This window comes from Novosphingobium sp., from assembly GCF_965229225.1.
Lineage (GTDB): Bacteria > Pseudomonadota > Alphaproteobacteria > Sphingomonadales > Sphingomonadaceae > Novosphingobium.
Genome location: NZ_OZ245867.1, coordinates 3,313,810 through 3,337,552 on the forward strand (window position 1 = coordinate 3,313,810; position 23,743 = coordinate 3,337,552).

The 23,743-nt window shown below is 67.4% G+C and carries 22 protein-coding genes; 14 read left to right on the top strand and 8 right to left on the bottom strand.

Annotation, left to right across the window (positions count from 1 at the left end):
- Window positions 1-204 precede the first annotated feature (204 nt).
- Together ACO06X_RS15490 and ACO06X_RS15495 are read left to right on the top strand one after the other, a co-directional pair.
- On the top strand, window positions 205-1,818 hold the full coding sequence (locus ACO06X_RS15490; protein ID WP_421837112.1) for a GMC family oxidoreductase: 1,614 nt from the start codon (window positions 205-207) through the stop codon (window positions 1,816-1,818).
- Window positions 1,819-1,940: 122 nt separating this feature from the next.
- Entirely contained in the window at window positions 1,941-2,702 is a 762-nt protein-coding gene (locus ACO06X_RS15495; RefSeq protein WP_336896109.1) for an SDR family oxidoreductase, read from the top strand.
- A gap of 44 nt (window positions 2,703-2,746) precedes the next feature.
- Here the strand turns inward: ACO06X_RS15495 and ACO06X_RS15500 are convergent, their stop codons facing one another.
- Window positions 2,747-3,403 (bottom strand): alpha/beta hydrolase, encoded by a 657-nt coding sequence (locus tag ACO06X_RS15500; protein ID WP_298171912.1) that lies wholly within the window; start codon window positions 3,401-3,403, stop codon window positions 2,747-2,749.
- A 142-nt stretch (window positions 3,404-3,545) separates the two neighbouring features.
- Between ACO06X_RS15500 and ACO06X_RS15505 the strand changes: the two genes are divergently transcribed.
- From ACO06X_RS15505 to ACO06X_RS15530, 6 genes are all read left to right on the top strand, one after another.
- Window positions 3,546-4,595 (top strand): cysteine desulfurase family protein, encoded by a 1,050-nt coding sequence (locus ACO06X_RS15505; RefSeq protein ID WP_421837113.1) that lies wholly within the window; start codon window positions 3,546-3,548, stop codon window positions 4,593-4,595.
- The gene (locus ACO06X_RS15510) at window positions 4,592-5,656 is read left to right on the top strand and encodes a cysteine desulfurase family protein (RefSeq protein ID WP_421837114.1); all 1,065 of its coding nucleotides are present in this window, start codon (window positions 4,592-4,594) and stop codon (window positions 5,654-5,656) included. The genes ACO06X_RS15505 and ACO06X_RS15510 overlap by 4 nt, the downstream gene beginning before the upstream one ends.
- Window positions 5,657-5,703: 47 nt before the next feature.
- Window positions 5,704-6,036, top strand: a complete 333-nt coding sequence (locus ACO06X_RS15515; protein WP_421837115.1) for a 2Fe-2S iron-sulfur cluster-binding protein — start codon at window positions 5,704-5,706, stop codon at window positions 6,034-6,036.
- Between the two features lie 70 nt (window positions 6,037-6,106).
- The gene (locus ACO06X_RS15520; protein WP_421837116.1) at window positions 6,107-6,943 is read left to right on the top strand and encodes an enoyl-CoA hydratase/isomerase family protein; all 837 of its coding nucleotides are present in this window, start codon (window positions 6,107-6,109) and stop codon (window positions 6,941-6,943) included.
- A gap of 99 nt (window positions 6,944-7,042) precedes the next feature.
- Window positions 7,043-9,334: a DNA topoisomerase IV subunit A gene (gene parC / locus ACO06X_RS15525; RefSeq protein ID WP_421837117.1), complete on the top strand. Its 2,292-nt coding sequence runs from the start codon at window positions 7,043-7,045 to the stop codon at window positions 9,332-9,334.
- Window positions 9,331-10,098: an SDR family NAD(P)-dependent oxidoreductase gene (locus tag ACO06X_RS15530; RefSeq protein WP_421837118.1), complete on the top strand. Its 768-nt coding sequence runs from the start codon at window positions 9,331-9,333 to the stop codon at window positions 10,096-10,098. Before parC ends, ACO06X_RS15530 begins: the two co-directional genes overlap by 4 nt.
- Window positions 10,099-10,232: 134 nt before the next feature.
- On the opposite strand, the gene ACO06X_RS15535 is transcribed toward ACO06X_RS15530, so the two are convergent.
- Window positions 10,233-12,308, bottom strand: a complete 2,076-nt coding sequence (locus ACO06X_RS15535) for a protein-disulfide reductase DsbD family protein (RefSeq protein ID WP_421837119.1) — start codon at window positions 12,306-12,308, stop codon at window positions 10,233-10,235.
- Between the two features lie 186 nt (window positions 12,309-12,494).
- Here ACO06X_RS15535 and ACO06X_RS15540 point away from each other — a divergent pair, with 186 nt between their 5' ends.
- Both ACO06X_RS15540 and ACO06X_RS15545 read left to right on the top strand, forming a co-directional pair.
- Window positions 12,495-14,204, top strand: coding sequence for an alkaline phosphatase family protein (locus ACO06X_RS15540; RefSeq protein WP_421837120.1), 1,710 nt, complete (start codon window positions 12,495-12,497; stop codon window positions 14,202-14,204).
- Window positions 14,201-15,439, top strand: a complete 1,239-nt coding sequence (locus ACO06X_RS15545; protein ID WP_421837121.1) for a UbiH/UbiF/VisC/COQ6 family ubiquinone biosynthesis hydroxylase — start codon at window positions 14,201-14,203, stop codon at window positions 15,437-15,439. Before ACO06X_RS15540 ends, ACO06X_RS15545 begins: the two co-directional genes overlap by 4 nt.
- Here ACO06X_RS15545 and ACO06X_RS15550 read toward each other — a convergent pair.
- From ACO06X_RS15550 to hemC, 3 genes are read right to left on the bottom strand one after another with little or no spacing between them, the layout of a single operon-like run.
- Complete coding sequence (locus ACO06X_RS15550; protein ID WP_421837122.1) at window positions 15,436-16,332, bottom strand: hypothetical protein; 897 nt, start codon at window positions 16,330-16,332, stop codon at window positions 15,436-15,438. The two genes, ACO06X_RS15545 and ACO06X_RS15550, sit on opposite strands and share 4 nt — an antisense overlap.
- 27 nt (window positions 16,333-16,359) lie before the next feature.
- Complete coding sequence (locus tag ACO06X_RS15555) at window positions 16,360-17,052, bottom strand: uroporphyrinogen-III synthase (protein WP_421837123.1); 693 nt, start codon at window positions 17,050-17,052, stop codon at window positions 16,360-16,362.
- A gap of 11 nt (window positions 17,053-17,063) precedes the next feature.
- Window positions 17,064-18,008, bottom strand: a complete 945-nt coding sequence (gene hemC / locus ACO06X_RS15560) for a hydroxymethylbilane synthase (RefSeq protein WP_421837124.1) — start codon at window positions 18,006-18,008, stop codon at window positions 17,064-17,066.
- A gap of 45 nt (window positions 18,009-18,053) precedes the next feature.
- Here hemC and tsaD point away from each other — a divergent pair, with 45 nt between their 5' ends.
- From tsaD to ACO06X_RS15580, 4 genes are all read left to right on the top strand, one after another.
- Window positions 18,054-19,103 (top strand): tRNA (adenosine(37)-N6)-threonylcarbamoyltransferase complex transferase subunit TsaD, encoded by a 1,050-nt coding sequence (gene tsaD, locus ACO06X_RS15565; protein ID WP_421837125.1) that lies wholly within the window; start codon window positions 18,054-18,056, stop codon window positions 19,101-19,103.
- Window positions 19,100-20,113, top strand: coding sequence for an NAD(P)H-dependent glycerol-3-phosphate dehydrogenase (locus tag ACO06X_RS15570; protein ID WP_421837126.1), 1,014 nt, complete (start codon window positions 19,100-19,102; stop codon window positions 20,111-20,113). Before tsaD ends, ACO06X_RS15570 begins: the two co-directional genes overlap by 4 nt.
- Window positions 20,106-21,614 carry a lipopolysaccharide biosynthesis protein gene (locus ACO06X_RS15575; protein ID WP_421837127.1) on the top strand — a complete coding sequence of 503 codons (1,509 nt, stop codon included), beginning with the start codon at window positions 20,106-20,108 and terminating at the stop codon, window positions 21,612-21,614. The genes ACO06X_RS15570 and ACO06X_RS15575 overlap by 8 nt, the downstream gene beginning before the upstream one ends.
- 73 nt (window positions 21,615-21,687) lie before the next feature.
- Complete coding sequence (locus tag ACO06X_RS15580) at window positions 21,688-22,167, top strand: hypothetical protein (RefSeq protein WP_421837128.1); 480 nt, start codon at window positions 21,688-21,690, stop codon at window positions 22,165-22,167.
- Window positions 22,168-22,171: 4 nt separating this feature from the next.
- On the opposite strand, the gene ACO06X_RS15585 is transcribed toward ACO06X_RS15580, so the two are convergent.
- The 3 genes from ACO06X_RS15585 to ACO06X_RS15595 form a co-directional block, all read right to left on the bottom strand.
- The gene (locus ACO06X_RS15585; RefSeq protein ID WP_421837129.1) at window positions 22,172-22,699 is read right to left on the bottom strand and encodes a hypothetical protein; all 528 of its coding nucleotides are present in this window, start codon (window positions 22,697-22,699) and stop codon (window positions 22,172-22,174) included.
- Window positions 22,700-22,833: 134 nt separating this feature from the next.
- Complete coding sequence (locus ACO06X_RS15590) at window positions 22,834-23,154, bottom strand: HigA family addiction module antitoxin (protein WP_421837130.1); 321 nt, start codon at window positions 23,152-23,154, stop codon at window positions 22,834-22,836.
- Window positions 23,123-23,410, bottom strand: a complete 288-nt coding sequence (locus ACO06X_RS15595) for a type II toxin-antitoxin system RelE/ParE family toxin (protein ID WP_421837131.1) — start codon at window positions 23,408-23,410, stop codon at window positions 23,123-23,125. The genes ACO06X_RS15590 and ACO06X_RS15595 overlap by 32 nt, the downstream gene beginning before the upstream one ends.
- Between the last annotated feature and the right edge of the window lie 333 nt (window positions 23,411-23,743).

Genomic DNA, 23,743 nt, shown 5'->3' on the forward strand with positions numbered 1-23,743 from the left:
GACAGTGATAATGAGCAAGGGCCAAGGCCTTGGGCAACCTTGTGCCAAATCAGCGCGTTGGAGGAAAATGGTACTGCGATGGGTGTGGATTGGATTTGAGGGGGCAATGCACTTGTTACCGTGATTTCCATTCCGCATGATCGGCTCGCACCCATGGCAGCGCCAGCATACGGGCAGCGTGGGTTCCGGGGAGAAGGTTGCAACATGGACGGGCAATTTGATTTTGTGATCGTGGGCGGCGGGTCTGCAGGGTGCGCGCTGGCCAATCGGCTGTCGGCCGATCCAGGCACGCGCGTGGCGCTGCTCGAGGCTGGTGGTAACGACAAGAACATGTTTATCCAGATGCCGGGCGGCATCGCCGAAATCATCCCGCCGGACAAGAACAGCGCGTTTGACTGGAGTTTCTGGACCGAGCCGCAGACCCACCTTGGCAATCGCAAGCTTTACTGGCCGCGCGGGCGCGCGCTGGGCGGATCGTCCTCGATCAATGGCATGGTTTATATTCGCGGCCATGCCAGCGATTACAATCGCTGGGCGCAGCTCGGCCTGACCGGCTGGGGCTGGGAGGATGTTCTGCCCTATTTCCGCAAGGCCGAAGACAGCGAACGCGGTGCGGACGATTTTCACGGCAGCGGAGGCCCCTTGCACACCAGCCGCAAGGGCGCGCTGCAAAGCGTGCTCAACGAAGCCTTCGTACAAGCTGCGACACAAGCCGGATATGCCCGCACCGATGATTTCAATGGCCCGCAATTCGAAGGGGTGGGCCAGTATGATGCCACGATCAAGGATGGCGAACGCTTCTCTGCAGCCAAGGCCTATCTGACCGAGGCGGTGCGCAAACGCCCCAATCTTGCCATCCTGACAGGGGTGCAGGTGGAACGTGTGCTGTTTGAAGGCAAGCGGGCGACCGGGGTGGCCTATCGGCAGAACAATGCCGCGTTCAGCGTCACTGGCCGCGAAGTTATTCTTTGCGGCGGCGCGGTCAACAGCCCCCAATTGCTGATGCTGTCTGGCATCGGGCCGGCGGCGCATCTGCAAGCCTTTGGCGTGCCGGTGGTGGCCGATAGCCCGGATGTCGGGGGCAATCTTCAGGATCACCTCGATGTGATCGTGCAATGGCATTGCAGCCAGCCGATCACGCTGAACCGCAACAGCAAGATGATCAACAAACTGGCGGCGCTGGGCAAATGGGTGTTTCTGCGCTCTGGCAACGGCGCGCATATGCCCACGCCCATGGGCGCGTTCCTTTCAACCCGCGAAGGTCTTGCCGCGCCCGATATCCAGATGCATTTCATGCCGGTGCTTGGCAATCCGCATGGCCGCGGCGGGCTTGGCAGTCGCCATGGGTATCAGCTCCACGTTTGCCAGCTGCGCCCCGAAAGCCGCGGCACAATCCGCCTGGAATCGCCCGATCCGCTTGCACACCCGGCGATCGACCCGAATTATCTCAGCGCGCCCGAAGATGTCGAAACGCTGCTCAGCGGGGTTGAAATGGCCCGGCGCATTGGCGGCCAGCCTGCGTTTGCTGCGTTCAACGATGGCGAAGCCTGGCCCGGACCACAGGTGACCGACCGCGCCGCCTTGCTTGAAAAAATGCGGGGCTGGGCGGAAACCATTTATCACCCGGTGGGCACCTGCCGCATGGGCATCGATGATCGGGCAGTGGTCGATGGCGCGCTGCGGGTAAACGGCGTGGATGGGCTGCGGGTTGTTGATGCCAGCGTGATGCCATGTCTGGTTTCGGGAAACACCAACGCGCCGACGATCATGATTGCCGAAAAAGCCGCAGACATGATCGCGACTCGTAACCGGGCCTAAGATCGGTAAACACGCAACAGCGCATGGGAATGTTGGGGCACCCCCTGCCCAAAACGCGAGTGGCCGCGGCCACGCGCCCTGCCCATGGTCGCGCATCGCAACACGCAAAGAAGGAACGCGCAATGGATCTGGGGCTCAAGGACAGGAAGGCCATTCTGGTTGGCGCCAATGGCGGGATCGGGCGCCAGGTGGCGCTCGCGCTCGCGGCGGAGGGTTGCCATGTCGCGGTTTGCGGCCGCACGCAGGCCAAGGTTGACAAGATCGTTGGCGAACTCGCCCCGAGCGGGGTCACCGTCTATGCCGAGGCGCTCAATGTCACCGATGCCGAGGCGGTTCCGGCCTTCGTCGACAAGGCGGCCGAAGCACTGGGCGGCTGCGACATCTTCATCAGCTTCACCTCCGCCAATCTGGGCGAGGACAGCGATGCCGGCTGGGATGCAGTGATGCAGGCCGATATCCTGCCGATGCGTCGCGGTGTCGCGGCGGCGAAGCCTTATCTGCTGAAGTCAGATGCCGGCTCGATCATCTGCATGAGCTCGACCGGCGCGGTCGAGGAATTCATGGGCGTGCAGCCCTACAATGCGCTGAAAGCGGCGGTGATGGTCTATTCGTCAGACCTGTCGCAGGCGCTCGCGCCGCAGGGCGTGCGCGTCAATTGCATCACCCCCGGTCCGATCATGACCGAGGACGGCCCTTGGACTTATATCAAGAACAACATGACGCCCTTCTATGAGAGCACTCTGGCCAAGATTCCGATCGGCCGGATGGCAACGGGCGAGGAACTGGCCCGGGCGATCGTGTTCGTCGCCTCGCCTGCCTGCATGGCGATGACGGGTGCGAACATCGTCGTCGATGGCGGCTATACCAAGCGCGTGCAGTTCTGATCTGAACACCCCCTCTCCCGTAACGGGGAGGGGGCTTTCCCGGCTCAGCGGATCGGGCAATCCGGCGAGAGGCGCATGTCGAGGTAATTGTCCACCGCGCGCATCATGTCGTCGAGTTCGTTCTCGAAGAAGTGGTTGGCGCGCGGGATCTCGTCGTGGTGGATGGTGATGTGCTTCTGGGTGCGCAGCTTGTCGACCAGCTTCTGCACCGCGTTCGGCGTCACCACCGTATCGGCCGCGCCCTGCACGATGATGCCGGAGGCGGGGCAAGGGGCGAGGAAGCTGAAATCATACATGTTGGCCGGCGGGGCGACCGAGATGAAGCCGCGGATTTCCGGGCGGCGCATAAGAAGCTGCATGCCGATCAGCGCGCCGAACGAATAGCCCGCAATCCACGTCGTGCTCGCTTCGGGGTGGATCGACTGCACCCAGTCGAGCGCGGCGGCAGCGTCAGACAGTTCGCCGATGCCGTTGTCGAAGCTGCCCTGGCTGCGGCCAACGCCGCGAAAGTTGAAGCGCAGCACAGCAAAGCCGCGCGCCACGAAGGTCTTGTACATCGCCTGCGTGATGCGATCGTTCATCGTGCCGCCCGCCTGCGGGTGCGGGTGCAGGATCATGGCGACAGGCGCGCGCGGGCGTGAGGCGGGCTGGAAGCGGCCTTCGAGGCGACCATCGGGACCGGGAAAGATGACTGCGGGCATGGACTGTCCTGATTTACCGAGCCCTGTCGTGGGGCCAAGGGGCCGCGCGGCACGCCGGGGCTGGGAAAAGCGAGAAGCCGCTATATAGAAACGGTTGCCTCAAAAGCAATCATTCCCGCCATACGACGGATCCCTGCGCCCGATGCCTTCCATCTACCTCGATCATGCCGCCACCACGCCGCTGCTGCCCGCAGCGCGCGAGGCGATGATGGAGGGCTTTGCGCTCTGGGCCAACCCTTCGAGCCCGCACAAGGCCGGCCGTGCGGCGCGGGCAGCGCTGGAGGACGCGCGGGCGCGGGTAAAGGCGGCGCTGGGTTGGCCGGGCGAGGTGGTGTTCACCAGCGGCGCGAGCGAGGCGCTGGCGATCGGTCTGGGCCGGGCGCAGGCGGACCGGCGGATTGTCTCGGCAGTGGAGCACGATGCGGTTTTCCGCGCGGCGCCCGATGCGCAGGTGCTGCCTATCCGCGAAGGCGAACCGGATGCCGATGCGCTTGCGGCCATGCTTGCCGCATCGGGCCGCGCGGTGGTTGCCGTGCAATCGATCAATTCGGAAACGGGCACCGTGCTGATGCCGCTTGTGCGGAACATCCTTGCCGAGCAGGTCCGCGCGGCGGGCGGTCTGCTGCTGGCGGACTGTTCGCAATCGGCGGGCAAGGCGGCGCTGCCGGATGCCGACATGATCGTGGTTTCCGCGCACAAGCTGGGCGGGCCGATTGGCGTGGGCGCGCTGCTGGTGCGCGATTGGGCGATGCTGCAGCCCAGCGGCGGGCAGGAGCGCGGCTATCGACAGGGGACAGAGAACCTGCCCGGCGCGCTTGGTTTTGCCGCCGCGCTCGAGGCGGGGGGGCACGAAAGCTGGCAGACTACCGCCGAGCAGCGCTTCGACTTCAAGAACGCGCTGTTCCGACATGGTGAAGTGCTCACGCCCGGCGTGCAATGCAGCCATATCTTCGCCGTCGCTGCGCCGCGCATGGCTGCCACGGCGATGCTCATCCGCATGGATTCGCTGGGCTTTGCGATTTCCGCAGGCAGCGCCTGTTCGTCGGGCACGCTGAAGCCCAGCCGCGTGCTGCAGGGCTTTGGCATCGATCCCGATGTGGCGCGCCGCACGATCCGGGTCAGCCTTGGCTGGAACACCACGCCCGCCGAACTGGATGCCTTTGCGCAGGCCTGGGCCGAGGTGAACGCGTGATCTACCTCGACTATCAAGCCACCACCCCGCTCGCTCCCGAAGCGCGCGAGGCCATGCTGCGGTGGCTGGGGGAAGACGGTTTCGCCAATCCGCACAGCCCGCACCGCCCGGGCCGGACAGCGGCGGCGGCCGTGGAAGTGGCGCGCGAGCAGGTGGCGGCGCTCCTGCCGCCCGGTGGCCGGGTGATCTTCACCTCCGGCGCGACCGAGGCGCTCAATCTCGCCATCCTTGGCTGCGGGGCGCGGCGCATGGCGGTTTCGACCATCGAGCATGCAGCGGTGCTCGATACCGCGCGCTTTGCCGATCTGGATTGCGCCCTGCTGCCGGTGGACAGCGCCGGCCTCGTCGATCCGCAGGTGCCGATTCCGCCCGGCACAGGCCTCGTCGCAGCGATGCAGGTCAACAACGAGATCGGCACGATCCAGCCGGTGGAGGCCTTGGCCGAGGCGGCGCATGCGGCGGGCGCGCTGTTTCTGTGCGATGCGGTGCAGGCTGCCGGCAAGCTCGCACCGCCCGCGACCGCCGACATGATCGCGATCTCTGCGCACAAGCTCCACGGCCCCAAGGGCATTGGCGCGCTGTGGGTGCGTGACGGGCTGGTGCTGACACCGCTGATCCATGGCGGCGGGCAGGAGCAGGGCCTGCGCTCCGGCACGCTTTCGCCCGCGCTCTGCGCTGGGTTCGGTGCGGCGGCCGCCCTGTGTTCAAGTCTGCGGGAAAGCGATGGAAAGCACGTGGAAAGCCTGTGGGAGCAGGCCCGCGCGCAATTTGCGGGCTGGACACTCAACGGCAGCGCAAGCCAGCGCTGGCATGGCAATCTCAATATCCGCCGCGATGGGCTCGATGTGGCGCGACTGATGTCCGATTGCCGCAGCCTCGCATTTTCCGCCGGTTCCGCCTGCGCCAGTGGCTCCGGTCGGCCCAGCCATGTCTTGCGCGCGCTCGGACTTTCGGACAGGGAAGCAAAAACCGCGATCCGGATCGGCTTCGGACGCTATACCAGGGCAGAGGATCTTGAGCGGGCGGCGGCTGCGATCAACGCGGCGGCGAACAGTCAGTGAGCGCGTGGCGCGCTGTGCGCGCCGGGTTGCAGGGAGCGACATAAGCCATGGTCAAGGTCACCTTCATCACCGCGCAGGACCAGCGGATCAGCGCCGAGGCGGCAGCTGGGACGCGGCTGCTCGAAGCGGGCCAGAATGTCGGGATGCCGCTGGAAGGCACGTGCGAGGGGCAGATGGCCTGCTCGACCTGCCATGTCGTCGTGGCGCCCGAATGGTTCGGCAAGCTCGATCCTGCCAGCGATGACGAGGAAGACATGCTCGACCTTGCCGCCGGGGTGACGCGGACGAGCCGCCTTTCGTGCCAGATCGTCCTCACCGATGCGCTCGACGGGCTGGAAGTGCGCGTTCCCGAAGAAGCGCGGGATATGCAGGGCCGCTGAGGGACGCCGGGTAGCAGTTGCAGGGGCATCATTCGGCGGTATGCTCGTTTTCCCGAACGGAGCGCCTGCCATGGCCTATGATAGCTACAAACTGCTGCATGTTTCGCAGACCGGTGCAATGGTCACCGCCGTCGTCGATGCACCGCCGATCAACGTTATCACCATGGCGCTGTTTGCCGAATTGGCGGCGCTGGCCGAGGAACTCGAGGCGGACCCCGACGCGCTGGTCTTCTTGCTCAAGAGTGCCGATCCCGATTTCTTCCTCGCCCATTTCGATGTCAGCCTGCTGATCGCGATGGCCAACGCGCCCTCTGGGCCGAGCGGCGATGTCAACACCTATCACGCGATGTGCGATCGCTTTCAGCGCATGGACAAGGTGACGATCGCGCAGATCGAAGGCCGTGTTGGCGGCGGCGGGGCGGAACTCGCGATGAGCTTCGACATGCGCTTCGGGGTGATCGGCAAGACCGTGATCAACCAGATGGAAGTGCCCATCGGCATCCTGCCTGGCGGCACCGGCACCCAGCGCCTGCCGCGCCTCGTCGGCCGCGCTCGGGCCATCGAAATCATCATTGGCGCGGGTGATCTCGATGCCGAAACTGCCGAGAAGTGGGGCTGGCTCAACCGCGCGCTGCCTGCAGACGCTATCGATGCGCACGTCGCCGCGCTGGCGCAGCGCATCGCCAGCTTCCCGCCAGAGGCCGCCCGCCTTGCCAAGCGTTCGATCGAGGCGGCGGCGCTGCCGCTCGACGAAGGCTGCAAGATCGAGGCCGGCTTGTTCCAGACCCTGCTGTTCAGCGATACCGCGCGGGAAAAGATGCGCAGCTTCATGGAGCGCGGCGGACAGACGCGCGAGGCCGAACTCAGGGTGGCGGAGCTGAGCGCAGAGGTTGCCTTGGGGACGTAAGTCCCGGCGGTGCGCTGCCGGTATTCCCAAATCATCGGGGTAAACTCACCCCCCGGCCTGTTCCCATGCCAGCGCGGGGATTGCTATGGATGATCGGCCATGACCAAGATAACCGAAGCCGAACCCGACCCCTTCGACGCCATCGTCGATGCGCCTTTCGATGCAGCGCTGTCGGAGCGCTACCTCGTCTATGCGCTCTCCACGATCACCGCGCGTTCGCTGCCCGATCTGCGCGATGGGCTGAAGCCGGTTCATCGGCGGCTGCTCTGGGCGATGCAGCAGCTGAAGCTCGATCCGACGGGCGCGTTCAAGAAGTCCGCGCGCGTGGTGGGCGATGTCATCGGCAAGTATCACCCGCACGGCGATGCCTCGGTCTATGATGCGATGGTCCGCCTCGCGCAGGATTTTGCCCTCCGCTACCCGCTGGTCGAGGGGCAGGGCAATTTCGGCAATATCGACGGGGATAATGCCGCCGCCTACCGCTACACCGAAGCGCGGCTGACGCGCACGGCGATGCGGCTGATGGCGGGGCTGGAGGAAGGCACCGTCACCTTCCACCCCACCTACAACGGCGAGGAGGAAGAGCCCGAAATCTTCCCCGGCCTGTTCCCCAATCTCCTTGCCAACGGCTCCAGCGGCATTGCCGTCGGCATGGCGACCAATATCCCGAGCCATAACGTGGCCGAGATCGTCGACGCCACGCTGATGCTGATCGACAATCCGGCGGCCACCCATGCCGAGCTGATGGAGGTGTTCCACGGCCCGGACTTCCCGACCGGCGGCTTGGTGGTGGACAGCAAGGCCTCGATCAGCGCGGCCTATGAAAGCGGCAAGGGCGCGATCCGCGTGCGCGGGCGCTTCTCCACCGGGCGGCAGGAGGATGGCAGCTGGGAGGAAACCGGCATCGAGAAGCTGGGCAGCGGCCAGTGGCAGCTCGTGCTCTCCGAAATCCCCTACCAGGTGCAGAAGGGCAAGCTGATCGAGCAGATCGCCGCGCTCATCGCCGACAAGAAGCTGCCCATCCTAGAAGACGTGCGTGACGAAAGCGATGCCCAGATCCGCATCGTGCTGGTGCCCAAGAGCCGCAATGTCGATCCCGATCTGCTCAAGGAATCGCTGTTCCGCCTGACCGATCTCGAAGTGCGCTTCGGGCTCAACCTCAACGTGCTCGATGCGCGGCGCACGCCCGGCGTGCTGGGGCTGAAGCTGCTGCTGCAGGAATGGGTGATCGCGCAGATCGACATCCTGCTGCGCCGTTCGCGCCACCGGCTGGAGAAGATCGCCAATCGGCTCGAACTGCTCGGCGGCTACATCATTGCCTACCTCAACCTCGACCGGGTGATCGAGATCATCCGCACCGAGGACGAGCCCAAGCCGATCATGATGGCCGAGTTCGAGTTGACCGATCGGCAGGCCGAGGCAATCCTCAACATGCGGCTGCGCAGCTTGCGCAAGCTGGAAGAGATGGAACTGCGCAAGGAGCGCGACGGCCTGATCGCCGAGCAGGCCGACCTGCAGGCGCTGCTCGATGATCCCAAGCTCCAGAAGAAGCGCCTCAAGGCCGACCTCAAGGCGCTGCGCAAGGAGTATGCCGAGACCACCCCGCTCGGCGCGCGCCGCACCACGCTGCTCGAAGCTGCGCCGACGCGCGAATTCAGCATGGATGCGATGATCGAAAAGGAGCCGGTGACGGTGATCCTTTCAGCGCGCGGCTGGATCCGGGCCGCAAAGGGCCACCTCGCGCTTGATACGGACTTCAAGTTCAAGGAAGGCGATGGCCCCGCCTTCGCGCTGCATTGCCAGACGACCGACAAGCTGCTGTTCGCCCTCGACAATGGGCGGTTCTACACACTGGGGGCGGACAAGCTCCCCGGCGCGCGCGGGTTTGGTGAACCGGTGCGCACGATGCTCGATATCGATCCCGAAGCGCAGATCGCGGCGCTGGTGGTGCACAAGGCCAAGGGGCAATTGCTGTTGGCCGCCAATACCGGGCGCGGCTTTGCGGCAGAAATGGACGAACTGCTCGCCGAAACCCGCAAGGGCCGCGGCGTCGTCACAACCAAGCCCGGCGTGAAGCTGACGGTGGTGCGAGAGATCGCGGCGGAGCACGACCATGTCGCGGTGGTGGGCGAGAACCGCAAGCTGGTGATCTTCCCGCTGAGCGAAGTGCCGGTGCTCGCCAAGGGGCAGGGCGTGACCCTGCAGCGCTACAAGGATGGCGGACTGGCAGACGCCATCACGCTCACTTTTGCGGATGGCCTTTCGTGGGCAATGGGGGGAGAAAGCGGGCGCACGCGCACCGAAAAGGACCTTCTGCCGTGGAAGGTCGCGCGCGGCGCGGCTGGGCGGCTTCCGCCCACCGGCTTTCCGAGGGACAACAGGTTTACATGACGGGTAACAGACTGGCTGGACGCATCGCGCTGATCACCGGCGCTTCTTCGGGCCTCGGCGAGCATTTCGCGCGGCTCTACGCGAGTGAGGGCGCTGCGGTTGTCATCGGCGCGCGGCGCGTGGAGCGCATTGCGGCGCTGGCGGACGAGATCAACGCGGGCGGCGGGAAGGCGCTGGCCGTGGCGCTCGATGTGACGGACGAAGGCTCGATCATCGCAGCGTTCGATGCGGCGGAAGCAGCCATCGGCGTGCCCGATGTGGTCGTCGCCAATGCCGGGATCGTCGTGCCGGGCCGGGCGATCGACGTGCCCGCCGAAGGCATCCGCAGCGTGGTCGATACCAACTTCACCGGCGTCTACCTCACCGCCCGCGAAGGCGCGCGGCGGATGATCAAGGCGGGCTCCAAGCAGAGCGAGAAGGGCCGCGTCATCCTGATCGGCTCGATCACCTCGCACATGACCGGGCAGGGCGATGCCTCCTACGCCGCCACCAAGCTTGCGGTGCAGCACCTTGGCCGCCAACTGGCGCAGGAATGGGCGCGGCTGGGGATCAGCGTCAACACGATCCAGCCCGGCTACATCAGCACCGAAATCGCTGGCGACTGGTTCGATACCGAAGGCGGCAAGGCCCAGATCAACACCTGGCCCCGCCGCCGCCTGACCGACATCACCGCGCTCGATGAACCGATGGTATTCTTCGCCAGCGATGCTGCGCGGCAGGTGACGGGTTCGCACATCACGGTGGATGACGGGCAGAGTTTGTAACTCCGGGCCACTTGAACCCAAACCCGCTCACCCTGAGCCTGTCGAAGGGTGCTGGCGCAACCGCCGCGTCAGATGCTTCGACAAGCTCAGCATGAGCGGATCTGGTGGTTGGTAAGGAAAAAAGGGGACAGTCCCTATTTCGCCGGCAGCCCCGCCATGAAGTCCGCGCTCAGCACTTGCGGCAGCTTTTGCGGCTCGGCAGCCTTCGCCGGATACCACAGGTAAAGCGGCACGCCTGCTGCGCCCTGTTGCGCAAGGAAGCTGGTGATCTTGGGATCACGCCGCGTCCAATCGCCCACCAGCACGACGACGCCGGCTTTGCGGAAGGCATCGCGCGTGGTCTCGCGCTCGATGGCGGCGGCTTCGTTGACTTTGCAGGATAGGCACCAGTCGGCGGTGAAATAGGCGAACACCGGCTTGCCCTCAGCCCGCGCCGCAGCCAGCGCGGCCTCGCTGAAGGGCTTGGCATCGAGCAGGCCCGCTTCCACCGCGCCGCCCGGGCCTGCCGTGGCAAGGCGCGGCGTGGCGGCGAGGGCGAGCGCGGCCAGCGCGACGCTGCCGGGCAGGGCCCACTGCATCGTACCGAGGCCCTGCCGCTGTGCGCGGCCGATCATGATCAGCAGCGCCACGACCAGCACGGCGAGCGCGATGGCACCCGCCGCATAAGCCGGTCCGCCCAGCCGCCATGCCAGCCAGCACAGCGCCAGCACGGTCAGCCCCATCGGCACAGCCATCGCGCGGCGAAAGCGCTCCATCCATGCGCCGGGTTTGGGCAGCAGCCGGCGCAGAGCAGGCACGAAGCCGAGCAGCAGGAACGGCAGCGCGAGGCCGAAACCGAGCGCGGCGAAGACAGCCATCGCGGCCCAGGCAGGCAGGACCAGCGCGGCGCCGACCGCAGCGGCCATGAACGGGCCGGTGCAGGGCGTGGCAACGAAAGCAGCCAACAGTCCGGTGCCGAACGCGCCGACCCAGCCACCCTTGCTGGTGCCGTCGCCGCTTTCGATGGAAAGCCCCGGAAGCTCATAAAGCCCCATGAAGTTCGCGGTGATCGCAACCGCGAGGAGGAGCAGCAGCGCGACGACGCCCGGGTCCTGCAACTGGAATGCCCAGCCGACTTGCGTGCCCGCTGCGCGCAGCGCCAGCATGGCCGCGCCGAGCCCCATGCAGGCCAGCATCACGCCCGCCGTATAGGCCAGGCCTTCGACATGCGCGTTATGACTGCCTGCGCGGGCCAGCGCCATCGCCTTGAGGCTGAGGATCGGGAAGACGCAGGGCATGACGTTGAGGATGAGCCCGCCCACGAGCGCGCCAAGGATGGCGAGCACCAGCGTGGCAGCGGAGAACGGCGCGGGCGCGCTCCCCTTGCCGAGCGGCGTGCCGCCCGTCGGCACCGCGCCGGGTACGGCGGTGAAGGCAATCCCGCCGAGCGATTCGCCCTTCGCGCCGGTGCCGAGCGACAGCACGCCGGAGAGCGTGGCGGGCGGCTCTGGCGAGGGGAAGGCGGCCTTGGCGAGTTCGATCACGAGAGTATCGCCCACGCGGCTGAATGCCTGCGGCTTGGCGTAGCTCGCCACGCCCTGCGCATCGATGAAGAAATGCGGTTCGTCAATGGCGGCACCCGCCGGGAAAGGTACGGCGATGCGCCAGCCCGTGGGCGAGGCGGCAAAGGTGCCCTGCCGGTCAAGCGGAGCAGGCAGCATAGCGCGCCAGCCATCGAAGCGCGCATCCGCCGCACCGCTGCCCACGGTCACGGTGCCCTGCAGCGTCGCGCTTTCGGGCACGCAGATCGCCTCGGTGCAGGCGAGCCAATTGGCCTTGGCGCTGATCGGCAGCGTGGTGCCGGGGGCAGCATCTTTAGGTACGTTGAACGGCACGAGCACGGCGTAGTCATGCTCGTAGACGTGGTTCATCAAGCCCTGCAGCAGCAGCGTCTGCGGCACGGGGAATTCGGGCACGCCGGTGCCAGCGCCCGGCGGCAGGGTCCATTCGAGCGTGATCGGCAGGCCGGCATCGCCGGGATTGGTCCAATAGCCGTGCCAGCCCTTGTCCGGCTGCATCAGCACCGCGAGGGTGATCGTCTCGCCGGGCATTGCGGGCCGCTCGGCGAGCAGCGAGGCGCGGATGTGCGGCCCTTGCGCCGCAGCGGGCGTGCCAGCCAGCGCCAGCCAGCAGACTGCCAGCAGAAGGACGATGTTTCGCAAGAATGCCATATGCCTCGTCTATCGCACCGCAATCGCTTTGGCCACCTGCCCGCCCGGCTTCAGCGCCCCCGGTGCCTTTGCGGGCAAGCAGCCACGCGAGGCCTCTTGCGCGCATGCGCCGCCGGGGCCATCACGCAGCGGCCCGGCCCGGAGCAGGCGACTCCGGTTCGGCCAAGTACCGAGAAAGGTTACTCTATGGCGCTTCGCACGTTCCGGTCCGTCACTCTGGGCGCGGCTGCGCTCGCCGCCGTGATCGTCCTGCCGCACTGCGGGCTGGCACGTCCGGCCGCGAAACGGGCACCGGCCCCGGCGGCTGCCCCTGCAGTCCTGCCGGCCGCGAATGCGCCCAAGCTCATCGTCGCGATCTCCATCGACCAGTTCTCGGCAGACCTCTTCGCGCAGTATCGCTCGCACTTCACCGGCGGCCTGGCGCGGCTCGCCACCGGCGCGGTGTTTCCGGCGGGCTATCAGAGCCACGCCGCAACCGAGACCTGCCCCGGCCACTCGACGATCCTGACCGGCGTGCATCCCGCGCGCACCGGGATCATCGCCAACACCTGGATCGACCAGTCGGTCACGCGCGGCAAGAAGGCGGTCTATTGCGCCGAGGACGAGACAAAGGCTGCCGCAGACCCCAGGGACTATGTCGCCTCGGTCGGTCACCTCCTCGTTCCCACGCTGGGCGAGCGGGTCAAGGCGCTCTGGCCGACCAGCCGTAATGTCGCCGTTTCCGGCAAGGACCGCGCCGCGCTGATGATGGGCGGCCATGTGATCGACAGCGTCTACTGGTGGAAGGGCGCAGGCTTCACCTCGCTCGACGGGCGCGCGCTGACCCCGGCGGCGGTGAACGAGAACAAGGCGCTCGGCGACGTGCTGAGCGCGGGCGCGCCGGAGCTTTCGCTGCCCGACTGGTGCAAGGCCAAGGACCGTGCCGTGCCGCTGAGCAGCACGTTTGCCGTTGGCACCGGCCGCTTTGCGCTGGCCCCGGGTGACAAGAACGGCTTCCGCGCCTCGCCGCGGCTCGACCGCGCGACGATCGATCTCGCGACCGAACTGGTGGACGAGAACAAGCTGGGCAAGGGCGCGACGCCCGATGTGCTGTCGGTCAGCCTTTCCGCAACGGACTATGTCGGCCACGGCTATGGCACCGAAGGCAGCGAGATGTGCATCCAGATGCAGCAGCTCGATCTGGCGCTGGGCGATTTCTTCGTGGCTCTGGACCAGCGCGGCATCGACTACGCCGTGGTGCTGACGGCGGATCACGGCGGGTTCGACATGCCCGAGCGGCTGGGCGAGCAGGCGCTGCCTGCCTCGCACCGGGTGAGCAAATCGCTCCTGCCCGAAGCGCTGAGCGCGGCGGTGGCGGCCAAGACCGGGCTCGATCCGAGCGGCCTCGTCCTCTCCGATGGTGCTTCGGGCGACATCTGGCTGCGGCGCGATCTGGCGCCGGCAGACAAGGCCCGCGCGCTCGAAGCGCTCAAGGCCGAACTGCTGGCCAACCCCGAAGTTGCCGCTGCCTTCACCGCCGACGAGATCACGGCCGCCTCCGCTCCCACCGGCTCGCCCGAGACCTGGCCGCTGATCGCGCGCGCCAAGGCCTCGTTCTATCGCCCGCGCTCGGGTGATCTCGTGCTGATGCTGAAGCGCGGGGTGGTGCCGATTCCGGTGCCCGGGCCGGGCTATGTGGCGACGCATGGCTCGCCGTGGGACTATGATCGGCGCGTGCCGATGCTGTTCTGGCGCAAGGGGATGACCTCCTTCGAGCAGCCCAGCCCGGTCGAAACGGTGGACATCGCCCCCACGCTTGCGGCACTGATCGGCCTGCCGGTTCCGGCCGGCGCGTTCGACGGGCGCTGCCTCGATCTCGATGCGGGCACCGGCGATACTTGCGGAGCACGGCCATGAGCGAGACACCCGGAAACCAGACGATGACTTCTGATATCGTGATCGTCGGCGGCGGGCTCGTCGGGATGACGCTCGCCATCGGCCTTGCCAAGGCGGGCATCCCCAGCGTGGTGATCGACAGCTCCGACCCTTCGGCGCAGACCGCCGAAGGCTTTGATGGTCGCGCCTCGGCGATTTCGACCGCGAGCTGGAATCTCTACAGCCATCTCGGCCTTGCCGAAGTGCTCGAGCCGTTGGGCTGCCCGATCGATTCGATCGCGGTGACGGACGGGATGAAGCCCGGGCGGATCGATTTTCAGCCCGCCCCGGGGGATGGCTCGCTGGGCCGCATGTTCGCCAATCGCGATCTGCGCGTGGCTATGTACGATGCGGCGGCGAAGGAGGATCTGATCACCTTCCTGCCCAATGCGCGGGTGGCGGAGCGGGAGCGCGATGCGCACGGCGTGGCGGTGACGCTCGCCGATGGCCGCGTGATCAAGGGACGCCTCATGGTGGGCGCCGAAGGTCGCGCTTCGCCAACGCGTGACGAGGCGGGCTTCACCCCCGCGCGCTGGAGCTATGGCCACCGCGCGATGATCGTGGGGCTGGCGCATTCGAAGCCGCACGGCAACGTGGCGTGGGAAATCTTCTATCCGGCGGGGCCTTTCGCGCTGCTGCCGCTGCTCGACGATGCGGAAGGCAACCACCGCTCGGCGCTGGTGTGGACGGTGAGCGAGAAGGACGCGCCCGGCGCGATGGCGCTGCCCGATGGCGCATTCCAGAGCGCGGTGCAGGAACGCATGGGCGATGTGCTGGGCACGGTGCGGCTGATGGGGCCGCGCTCTTCCTGGCCGCTCAATTTCCACCACACCGCGCGGATGGTGTCAGACCGGCTCGCGCTCGTCGGCGATGCCGCGCACGGGATGCACCCGATTGCCGGGCAGGGGCTCAACCTTGGCCTGCGCGATGTGGCGGCGCTGGTGGAAGTGCTGACCGACGGCATGCGGCTCGGGCTCGATCCGGGCGATGCGCAGCTGCTGGCGCGCTACGAACGCTGGCGCGCGGCGGATACCTTCATGGTTTCGGCGGCGACCGATGTGCTGACGCGGCTGTTCGGCGTTCCGGGGCGCTTGCCTTCGGCGATCCGGCGGTTGGGCATGGCGGGCGTGCAGCGCATTCCGGCGCTCAAGCGCTTCTTCATGGACGAGGCGCGCGGCATGAGCGGCGCGCTGCCGAGCCTGCTGCAGCCGGCTTAAGCGGCGGGCGCGCTGGCTGAAGGCGAAGGGCTGGCGACTGGCTCTGGCGCAGCCGCATCCGGTTTTGCCACAACCGGCGGTGTCGGCGGGAAGGAGAGCGCGGCGGTTTCCAGCTGATCAAGTGCGTGCTGCGCAGCTGCGAAATCGCGGGCATGGGCGAGCCATTCGGTCGCGGCATCCTTGCCCGGCATCCGCTCGACTTCGGCGATGGCGACATCGATGCGGCCCCCGGCCAGCGCCTCGCGTACGCGCATCGCGCGGCTTTCGGCGGTGGGCGAGGGGCCGTCGGCATGGCGGATGACAAAGAGTTCGCCCATCTGGCGCGTCAGCCAGTCCCACGTGCCTTCGCTCTGCGCGCCGCCGATCAGTTGCGGGCTGATCTTCTCGAAGGTTTCGTTCAGCATGGCGAGCGTCATCGGCTTCTGCGCGGCGGCGATCACGCGGTCCACGACGGATTGCTGCGTGCTGCCAAAGCGCACGCGCAACTGGGCTTCAAGGTAGCCAAGCGGCTGGCCGCGCTCGATCGCGCGGCGGGCGGCGAAGGCGACCAGCAGGGCTTCGGCCTGCGTGGCCTGTCCGGCCGCGGCGACGGCCTGCTGGTTGAGCTCGGCAAGGCGCTGCTCGAGCGCGGAGACCTTGGCCGCAGCGGCGGTGAGCGCGGCGTCGGTCGCGGCGAGGTTGGCGGTGGTCTGTGCGGCGGCCTGCGACATCGAGGCCGAGGGCGCGGGGATTGGCGAGGCAGCAAGGCCCGAGACGTGCACTTCCAGCCAGCCGGTCTTCCAGCCGTACCAGGCGCCGCCAGCGAGCGCTGCGAGGATGAAGAGGACAGCCAGCACCGCCCGCCCGCGACCAGTCCGGTTGCGTTGCAGAGCTAGGGGCGAACCAAAGGTCATGTCCTGCATAGGATCATTTTTCAGTTGTTAGTGTCCTCTTGGTGACACTTTCTCGCACATTTGCACGGCGAGTGCCAGCACTGCTTGATCGGTACGTGTCTCTGCGATTTCAATGTGTTGCCAGCCGAGCCCCGCCATAGACCCGATTCGTGAGGCAAGGCAGGCCAGCGCGATCTGCCCGCGTGCCACGCCGATCCGGTCCGATTCTGCGGCGAAATGAGCAGCGGCTTCTCCGGAGTGGAGCAGGACAACGGCGGGTTTCGCCAGCATGCGAGTGAGCGCAGGCGGCATCGGCAGGCCGGCAGCGGCATAGACCACCACATCGTCGACCTCGACCCCTTCGGGCATGGCGAGCGGCACGCGCTTTTCGCCGGCGAGGCGCAGATAGCGGCCCGGCGGCAGGGCGGAAGCCATCGGCTGCAGGCCGCCTTCGCCAATCGATGCCACGGTGAAACCGGCCGCACGCCCGGCCTCTGCGGTCGCCGCGCCGACAGCGTGGACGGGCAAGTCCCTGAGCCGCGCAAGGCTCTCGCCGCCGAGTCGGAACACATTGGCGCTACCGACGAGCAGCGCGCGGTAAGGCGCGGGATCGGGGACGGCCCAAGGCGCGGGGGCCATGTCGAACAGCGGGAACCCCTGCGCATCAAGGCCGAGCGCCTGCGCGGCAGCCACGGTGGCGGCGTTGCCCGGTTCGGGGCGGATCACGATCACCGGGATCATCCCGGGCGGCCTCAGCTGCCGGTGAAGTGGCGGCGAATGGCTTCGGGCGCGCTGGCCAGCAGGGTGCGGGCGAGCGCGGCGGGGCCATCGTTGTCGCCCGCCGGGAAGGTGGCGCTTGCCTCGATCCGTTCCGCCCCATCGGGGCTGAATAGCGCGGCGCGCAGCGTCAGGTTCGTGCCCTCGGCCGTGGTGAGCAGCGCGATCGGGCTGTGGCAGGTGCCGCCAAGGCCGCGCAGCAGGGCGCGTTCGGCCATCACGGCGGCGTGGCTCGGCTTGTGATCGATGGCATCGAGCAGCGCGACGAGATCGGCGCGGGCGGCGAGGCACTCGACGCCGATGGCGCCCTGTGCGGGGGCGGGAAGCCAGGTGTCGGACGGGAGCGGGCTGCCGACCGCGCTCTGGCCGAGGCGGTTCAGCCCGGCAGCGGCGAGCAGCGTCACGTCGGCCTCACCCGCTTCGAGCTTGGCGAGGCGAGTCGCGACATTGCCGCGGAAGCCGACCACGGTGAGATCGGGGCGGGAATGGAGCATCTGCGCGGCGCGGCGCGGGGCACTGGTGCCGACCCGTGCGCCGGCGGGAATGGCCGCCACGCTCTCCGCGCCGACCAGCACATCGCGCACGTCCTCACGCGGGAGCACGGCGGCGATCATCAGCGTGGCAGGGCGCTCGGTTTCCACATCCTTCATCGAATGGACCGCGAAATCGATGTTGCCATCGGCCAGCCAGGCATCGAGCTCCTTGGTCCACAGCGCCTTGCCGCCGATTTCGGCGAGCGGGCGATCAAGCACCTGATCGCCGCTGGCAACCACGGTGACGAGCTCGATCACATCCTCATCCCAGCCATGCGCCGCGCAGAGCCTACGGCGGGTTTCCTCGGCCTGAGCCATGGCGAGCGGAGAGCGGCGCGTACCCAGTTTGAGCGGGTTTGCAGCGGTGGGTGTTATGGACGTGTTCATGCGTCACTTGCCGTAACGGGGAATGTCTCTAAGGGAAAGTGTCCCATGGCCTTGATCCTCGGCATCGAATCCTCCTGCGACGAGACCGCCGTCGCCGTGATCGACGGGGCGGGCACCACGCTCGCCGCGCGCATTGTTGCGCAGCGCATCGCCTCGCAGGATGAGGAACACCGCCCCTATGGCGGCGTTGTGCCAGAAATCGCCGCGCGCGCCCATGCCGAAACCCTCGCGCCCATGGTCGGCGCGGTGCTGGAAGACGCGGGGCTCACTTTGGCGGACATGGATGCGATTGCCGCCACGGCGGGGCCGGGCCTGATTGGCGGGGTCATGGTCGGGCTGGTAACGGCGAAAGCACTGGCGATGGCGGCAGATAGGCCCTTGCTGGCGGTGAACCATCTTGAGGGCCACGCCTTGTCTGCGCGGCTGGCGGAGCCAGGCCTTGCGTTCCCCTATCTGCTGCTGCTCGCCTCGGGCGGGCATTGCCAGATCCTCGAAGTGCGCGGACTGGGCCAGTATCGCCGCCTCGCCACCACCATCGACGACGCGCTGGGCGAGGCGTTCGACAAGACCGCGAAGATCCTCGGGCTGGGCTTTCCGGGCGGACCTGCGGTGGAGCGGATGGCCCGCGAAGGCAATGCCAGGGCCGTCCCGCTGCCGCGCCCGCTCTTGGGTAGTGCTGAGCCGCATTTCTCCTTCGCGGGCCTGAAAAGCGCGGTGATGCGCGCCCATGATGCCGGCATCCACCAGACGGCGGATATCGCCGCCTCGTTCCAGCAGGCCGCGATCGATTGCGTGATCGATCGCACGCGCCGCGCGATGGCGGCTGCAGGGCCGGTGACGGCGCTGGTTGTCGCGGGCGGGGTTGCCGCCAATGCGGCCCTGCGCGGCGCACTTACGGCGCTTGCGGAGGAGGCCGGGCTGCCCCTCGTCGCCCCGCCGCCGAAGCTGTGTACCGATAACGCCGCGATGATCGGCTGGGCCGGGGCGGAGCGCTTTGCCGCCGGCCTCACCGATTCGCTCGACGTGCTGGCGCGCCCGCGCTGGCCGCTCGATCCCGATGCGGAGCCAGTGCGCGGCGCCGGGGTGAAGGCGTGAGCGGGGCGGCTCAAGTCGGCGTCGTGGGCGGCGGCGCGTGGGGCACGGCGCTCGCGCAAGTGCTCGCGAGCGATGGCCGCGACGTGCTGCTCTGGGCGCGCGAGGCCGATGTGGTCGAGGCGGTGAACGCGCAGCATCGCAATCCGCGCTTTCTGCCGGGGGCTGCGCTCCATCCGACGATCCGCGCGACCAGCGTTCTCGCCGATCTCGCCGTGCTGCCGGTGCTGCTGCTGGTCACGCCGGCGCAGCATCTCGGCACGGTGCTGGGCCAGCTTGCGCCTCAGGGAACCGACATCGTGCTCTGCGCAAAGGGCATCGAGCAGGGCACGGGCCGCCTGATGACCGAGGTGGCCGCCGCCGCTGCACCCGGTGCGGCGCTGGCCGTCCTCTCCGGCCCGACTTTTGCGCATGAAGTGGCTGAAGGACTGCCAACCGCGGTGACGCTCGCCTGCGCCGGGGGGGAGGCGCAATGGGCGCGGCTTTCGCCCGTCATCGCGCGGCCCTCATTCCGGCCCTACTATTCGGCGGACGTGATCGGCGCTTCGATCGGCGGCGCGGTGAAGAACGTGCTCGCGATTGCCTGCGGTGTGGTCGAAGGGCTGGGCCTTGGCGCCAACGCCCGCGCGGCGCTGATCAGCCGGGGCTTTGCCGAAATGCAGCGCCTCGGCCTTGCAATGGGCGCGGAAGGCGAAACGCTGGCGGGCCTCTCGGGCCTTGGCGATCTGGTGCTCACCTGCTCGTCCTCCGATAGCCGCAATTTCGCGCTCGGCATGGCGCTCGGCGCGGAAGGCGACCGCACCGGCGGCGCGGCGGCTCTTCTCGCGGAGCGCAGCACCGTGGCCGAAGGCGCGTTCACCGCTCCGGTGCTCGTGCGCGTCGCCGATGAACGCGGCATCGCCATGCCGATTGCTGCCGGAGTCGCCGCCCTTCTCGATGGCGCGATCTCGCCCCGCGCGCTGGTGGCGCAGCTGCTGGCCCGCCCGCTTCGTGCGGAGGCCCCGCTTGGCTGAAGCCGCCGCCCCCCTCTCCGCCGAACAGCAGGACATTGCCGCGCTGGCCAAGGGCGGGCGGACCAATTTCTTCGGTTTCCTGCTCCGCCTTGCCGCGCGCATCCCGTTCCTGTTCATCGCCGGGCGGCTGTATGGCGCAGAGGACTTGGGCCGCTTCGCCTCGGCCACCATCGCGGTGGAGCTGGCGGCACAGCTGGCCACGCTCGGCCAGAAGCGCGGCCTTGCGCAGCAGCTGGCGAGCGACGATCGCGACGGCGCCGAAGTGGTTGCCGATGCGCTGCTGCTGTCGGGCTTCGTCTCGGCCGTGCTGGCGGCCCTGCTCTATATCTTCCCGGCCCCGATGTTTCCGAGCGGGCATTTCACCCCGCTCCAGCGCCTGCTACCGCTCACCGTGCTGCCGATCGCGCTGGGCGATATCGCGCTGGCGGCGCTGGCCTACCGCTTCGATGTCGGCGCGACGGTGCGGGCGCGGTCGGTGGTCGAGCCGTGGACGCTGTCCATCGTGGCGGGGGCGGTGTGGCTGGCGGGTTTCACCTTCCTCTCGATCCGCGAATCCGGGCTGATCCTCGCCTATGTCGCCTCGATCTTTGCCGCGACGCTGACCGCCTTCGTGCCCCTGCTCAGGAGCTATGGCCTGCCGCGCCAGTGGTCGCCGCGCCCGATCGATCTCCTGCGGCTGGCGGTGAGCAACCTGCCGCTGGCCGGCGCGGATGCGATCGAATGGGGCACGCGCAAGCTCGATCTGTTCCTGCTCGGCGTGTTTCAGGCGCCGCCTGCGGTCGTGGGCATCTACTATGTGGCGCAGCAGGTCGCGACCCTGCCGCAGAAGCTCAAGACCAGCTTCGAGCCGATCCTTGGCCCGGTGATCACGCGCAATCTGCAGGGCGGAAACTTCCCCGCCGTGGCGCGGCAGGTGTGCCAGGTCGGCTTTTGGATCATCGCGGCGCAGGCCGGGGTGGCGCTGGCGCTGGGCATTCCGGGCGCGGCCGTGATGGGGCTGGTGGGGCCGGGCTTCGTGGCCGGAACCGCCGCGCTGGCGCTGTTGCTCGCCGCCGAAGTGGCCGCCGCCACCGCCGTGGTGAGCGAGGCGGCGCTGATCTACATCGCGCGGCTGCGCAACTTGTGGATCAGCCTTGCCACCATCGCGCTGCAGGCGGCGCTGACCGTGGGCTTCATGCTGGCGGCGCGGCGGGCGGGGCTCGATCCGCTGATCCAGGCGGCCGGAGCCGCCGCCGCGCTGGCAATTGCGCTGGGATGCGCGTCGCTCGCCAAATCGTTGCTGCTCGGCAGCCTTCTGGGTGAGCGTATCAGCAATTGGCGCTGGGCGTTGATCTGGGCTGCGGCGCCGGCGGTGCTGGTGGGCTTTGCGGCAAAGCTCATGCCCGAATGGGTCGAGCTTGCCTTCGGCATCCCCGCGATCCTCGGCGTCTATGGCGCGGTGATCTGGCGGCGCGGCTTCGGGCCGGAAGACCGCATCCTGTTCCGCAAGCAGACGCTCTGAAGCGGGAGGTCTTGGCTTCAGCCGCTGCGCATGGGAAAGCGCCGGACAGGTCCGGCAAGTCTTGGGGTGATCGATGATGGAATGGATTCAGGCAAACGCGGTTCTGGTCGGCGCGATTGCCGTGCTGCTGGTGCTGGCGCTGGCCTTCCTGTTGCGGCGCGGCAAATCGCTGCCGGAAAAGCGCGAGTACCGCGATGTCCTGTCCGAAGGTGCCGCGCCCGCCGCGCGCAATTCGGCGCTGATCGATGCGCCGCCCGCCGCCGCGATTGCGCCGCCGCCAGTGCTCGCCGAAGCGCCGCCACCCGCCACGGATGAAGGCGACGACCTGACCCGGATCAAGGGCCTTGGCCCCAAGATCAGCACTGCGCTGCGGGCGCTCGGCGTCACGCGCTATGCCGAGATCGCGGCGTGGACCGAGGCGGATGTGGCGCGGATCGACGCGCAGCTGGGAGCCTTTGCGGGCCGCGCGACGCGGGACAACTGGATCGAGCAGGCCAAGCTGCTTTCGAGCGGGGAAACCGGCGCCTACGAAGCGAAGTTCGGCAAGCTTTAGGCGCTCAGGATTCCCTGGCGGCGCAGCGCTTTATCAGCCCGCCGGGGACTTCGCTGGCGGGCACTGCGATATGTCCGCCACCCGGAAGCGTTCCGACGAACTTCGCCTTGAACAGCGTCAGGCGCTTGTCATCGGCCGGGATCGCGCCCTGCCAGACATAGCCGCGCTGGCCAGCGACTGCCGTCGCATCGACCGGCAGGCGCAGGATATAACCGCTCCCCTGCAGCGCGAAGAGCGCGGCGGCCCCGATGGGAGCGGCGACATTGCGGGTGACGACAAGCGAGCCCTGGCGGCATTCAAGGCTGAGCAGCGGCGCCTCACCCGGATAGCCGAAGCGGGCGGCATCCGGCGCGGAAGCCCATGCGCCCTTGGCATCCGGCGCGCGCATGGCAGGGGGCGCGGGGCTATCTGCCGGCATGGCGACGCGCACGCCGTCTACCGGACCATCCTTGCCCGCCGTGGTCGTTGCCGAAGAGGACGAGCAGGCCGCCAGCAGCAGGACCAGCAGGGGAGGCATGACACGCGAAATCAAGGCTTCATCCTTTTGCGACGCGATCATCGCCGCAGCACTGAGGTCAGACCCAAGCAGCCGAATTTCAAGGCCAGCGCAAGATAGCGAAAGGCGCAGCGCGGTGGATAGATGCGCGTGTGCGCTCAGCCATGCAATCAGGCTGCGCGCCGGACAATCCGGTCAAGCTCGTCGCCGTGCTGGCGGCGCTCTTCTTCAAGGTCATAGTCAATCTGCAGGCCTAGAAAGAAGCCTTCGGACACGCCGAAATAGCGGGCAAGGCGCAGATCGACGGCTGCCGTGACAGGCTCGGCTGCTGCAATAATCGCAGTCAGCACGTCTGCGGCAATGCCTGTCTCCTGAGCCACATCGCCAAGCGGAATTTCGCTGCCGATCAGGAAGTCCTCGCGCAGGATGTCGCCCGGATGAACATTGTCCAGCCGCTCGTCAGCCCCGGTGATAATCTTCGATCCGGACATCGTCCGCGCCTCCGTCAGACCAGGTGAAGGTGATGCGCCACTGGTCGTTGATCCTTAGACTATATCGTGGAGGGGTAAAACCTTTCAACTGCTCGAAGCGGTTGCCCGGAGGCACGCGCAGGTCGGTCAGGATTGCCGTGCGATTGATCTGGCGCAGCTTGCGCCGAGCGGTCTGCTGAATGTCGGGCGGCAGCTTCCGGCTGCGCTGGCCGAGCCAGATGCGTTCGGTTTCAGGGTCGGCGAAGGTGCGGATCATTTGCGCCTCCCCACTTGGAAGGCCATCAACACGACGGTGATGAACGCAATGTTCACAAGACAGCCGGTCAAAACCAAGCTTATGGCTTCATAAGTGCTCAAGAGCACCTCCTAGACAGAAGTTTAGAAGTGTTAGGCTTCTGTCTGGTGTTCTTGCTGCCGCCGGTTGCAGCGCCCTTTCCGGGTGAACGGTGGAGCAATAGCCGCTGCGACTAGTCACGTCAACAGTGCGAAAATTATCGCTGAGGGTAAAACACATTCGAGGAACTGCGGGAAGGTAGCCATAGGATTGTGTGTTCTGTATCATGCAAATGCCTGTGGCAGAACTAACAGC

Coding starts and splice junctions, on each gene's coding strand:
- ACO06X_RS15490 (WP_421837112.1), top strand. CDS start 205: ATGGACGGGCAATTTGATTTTGTGATCGTGGGCGGCGGGTCTGCAGGG.
- ACO06X_RS15495 (WP_336896109.1), top strand. CDS start 1,941: ATGGATCTGGGGCTCAAGGACAGGAAGGCCATTCTGGTTGGCGCCAAT.
- ACO06X_RS15500 (WP_298171912.1), bottom strand. CDS start 3,403: ATGCCCGCAGTCATCTTTCCCGGTCCCGATGGTCGCCTCGAAGGCCGC.
- ACO06X_RS15505 (WP_421837113.1), top strand. CDS start 3,546: ATGCCTTCCATCTACCTCGATCATGCCGCCACCACGCCGCTGCTGCCC.
- ACO06X_RS15515 (WP_421837115.1), top strand. CDS start 5,704: ATGGTCAAGGTCACCTTCATCACCGCGCAGGACCAGCGGATCAGCGCC.
- ACO06X_RS15520 (WP_421837116.1), top strand. CDS start 6,107: ATGGCCTATGATAGCTACAAACTGCTGCATGTTTCGCAGACCGGTGCA.
- parC (WP_421837117.1), top strand. CDS start 7,043: ATGACCAAGATAACCGAAGCCGAACCCGACCCCTTCGACGCCATCGTC.
- ACO06X_RS15530 (WP_421837118.1), top strand. CDS start 9,331: ATGACGGGTAACAGACTGGCTGGACGCATCGCGCTGATCACCGGCGCT.
- ACO06X_RS15535 (WP_421837119.1), bottom strand. CDS start 12,308: ATGGCATTCTTGCGAAACATCGTCCTTCTGCTGGCAGTCTGCTGGCTG.
- ACO06X_RS15540 (WP_421837120.1), top strand. CDS start 12,495: ATGGCGCTTCGCACGTTCCGGTCCGTCACTCTGGGCGCGGCTGCGCTC.
- ACO06X_RS15545 (WP_421837121.1), top strand. CDS start 14,201: ATGAGCGAGACACCCGGAAACCAGACGATGACTTCTGATATCGTGATC.
- ACO06X_RS15550 (WP_421837122.1), bottom strand. CDS start 16,332: ATGACCTTTGGTTCGCCCCTAGCTCTGCAACGCAACCGGACTGGTCGC.
- ACO06X_RS15555 (WP_421837123.1), bottom strand. CDS start 17,052: ATGATCCCGGTGATCGTGATCCGCCCCGAACCGGGCAACGCCGCCACC.
- hemC (WP_421837124.1), bottom strand. CDS start 18,008: ATGAACACGTCCATAACACCCACCGCTGCAAACCCGCTCAAACTGGGT.
- tsaD (WP_421837125.1), top strand. CDS start 18,054: ATGGCCTTGATCCTCGGCATCGAATCCTCCTGCGACGAGACCGCCGTC.
- ACO06X_RS15580 (WP_421837128.1), top strand. CDS start 21,688: ATGATGGAATGGATTCAGGCAAACGCGGTTCTGGTCGGCGCGATTGCC.
- ACO06X_RS15590 (WP_421837130.1), bottom strand. CDS start 23,154: ATGTCCGGATCGAAGATTATCACCGGGGCTGACGAGCGGCTGGACAAT.
- ACO06X_RS15595 (WP_421837131.1), bottom strand. CDS start 23,410: ATGATCCGCACCTTCGCCGACCCTGAAACCGAACGCATCTGGCTCGGC.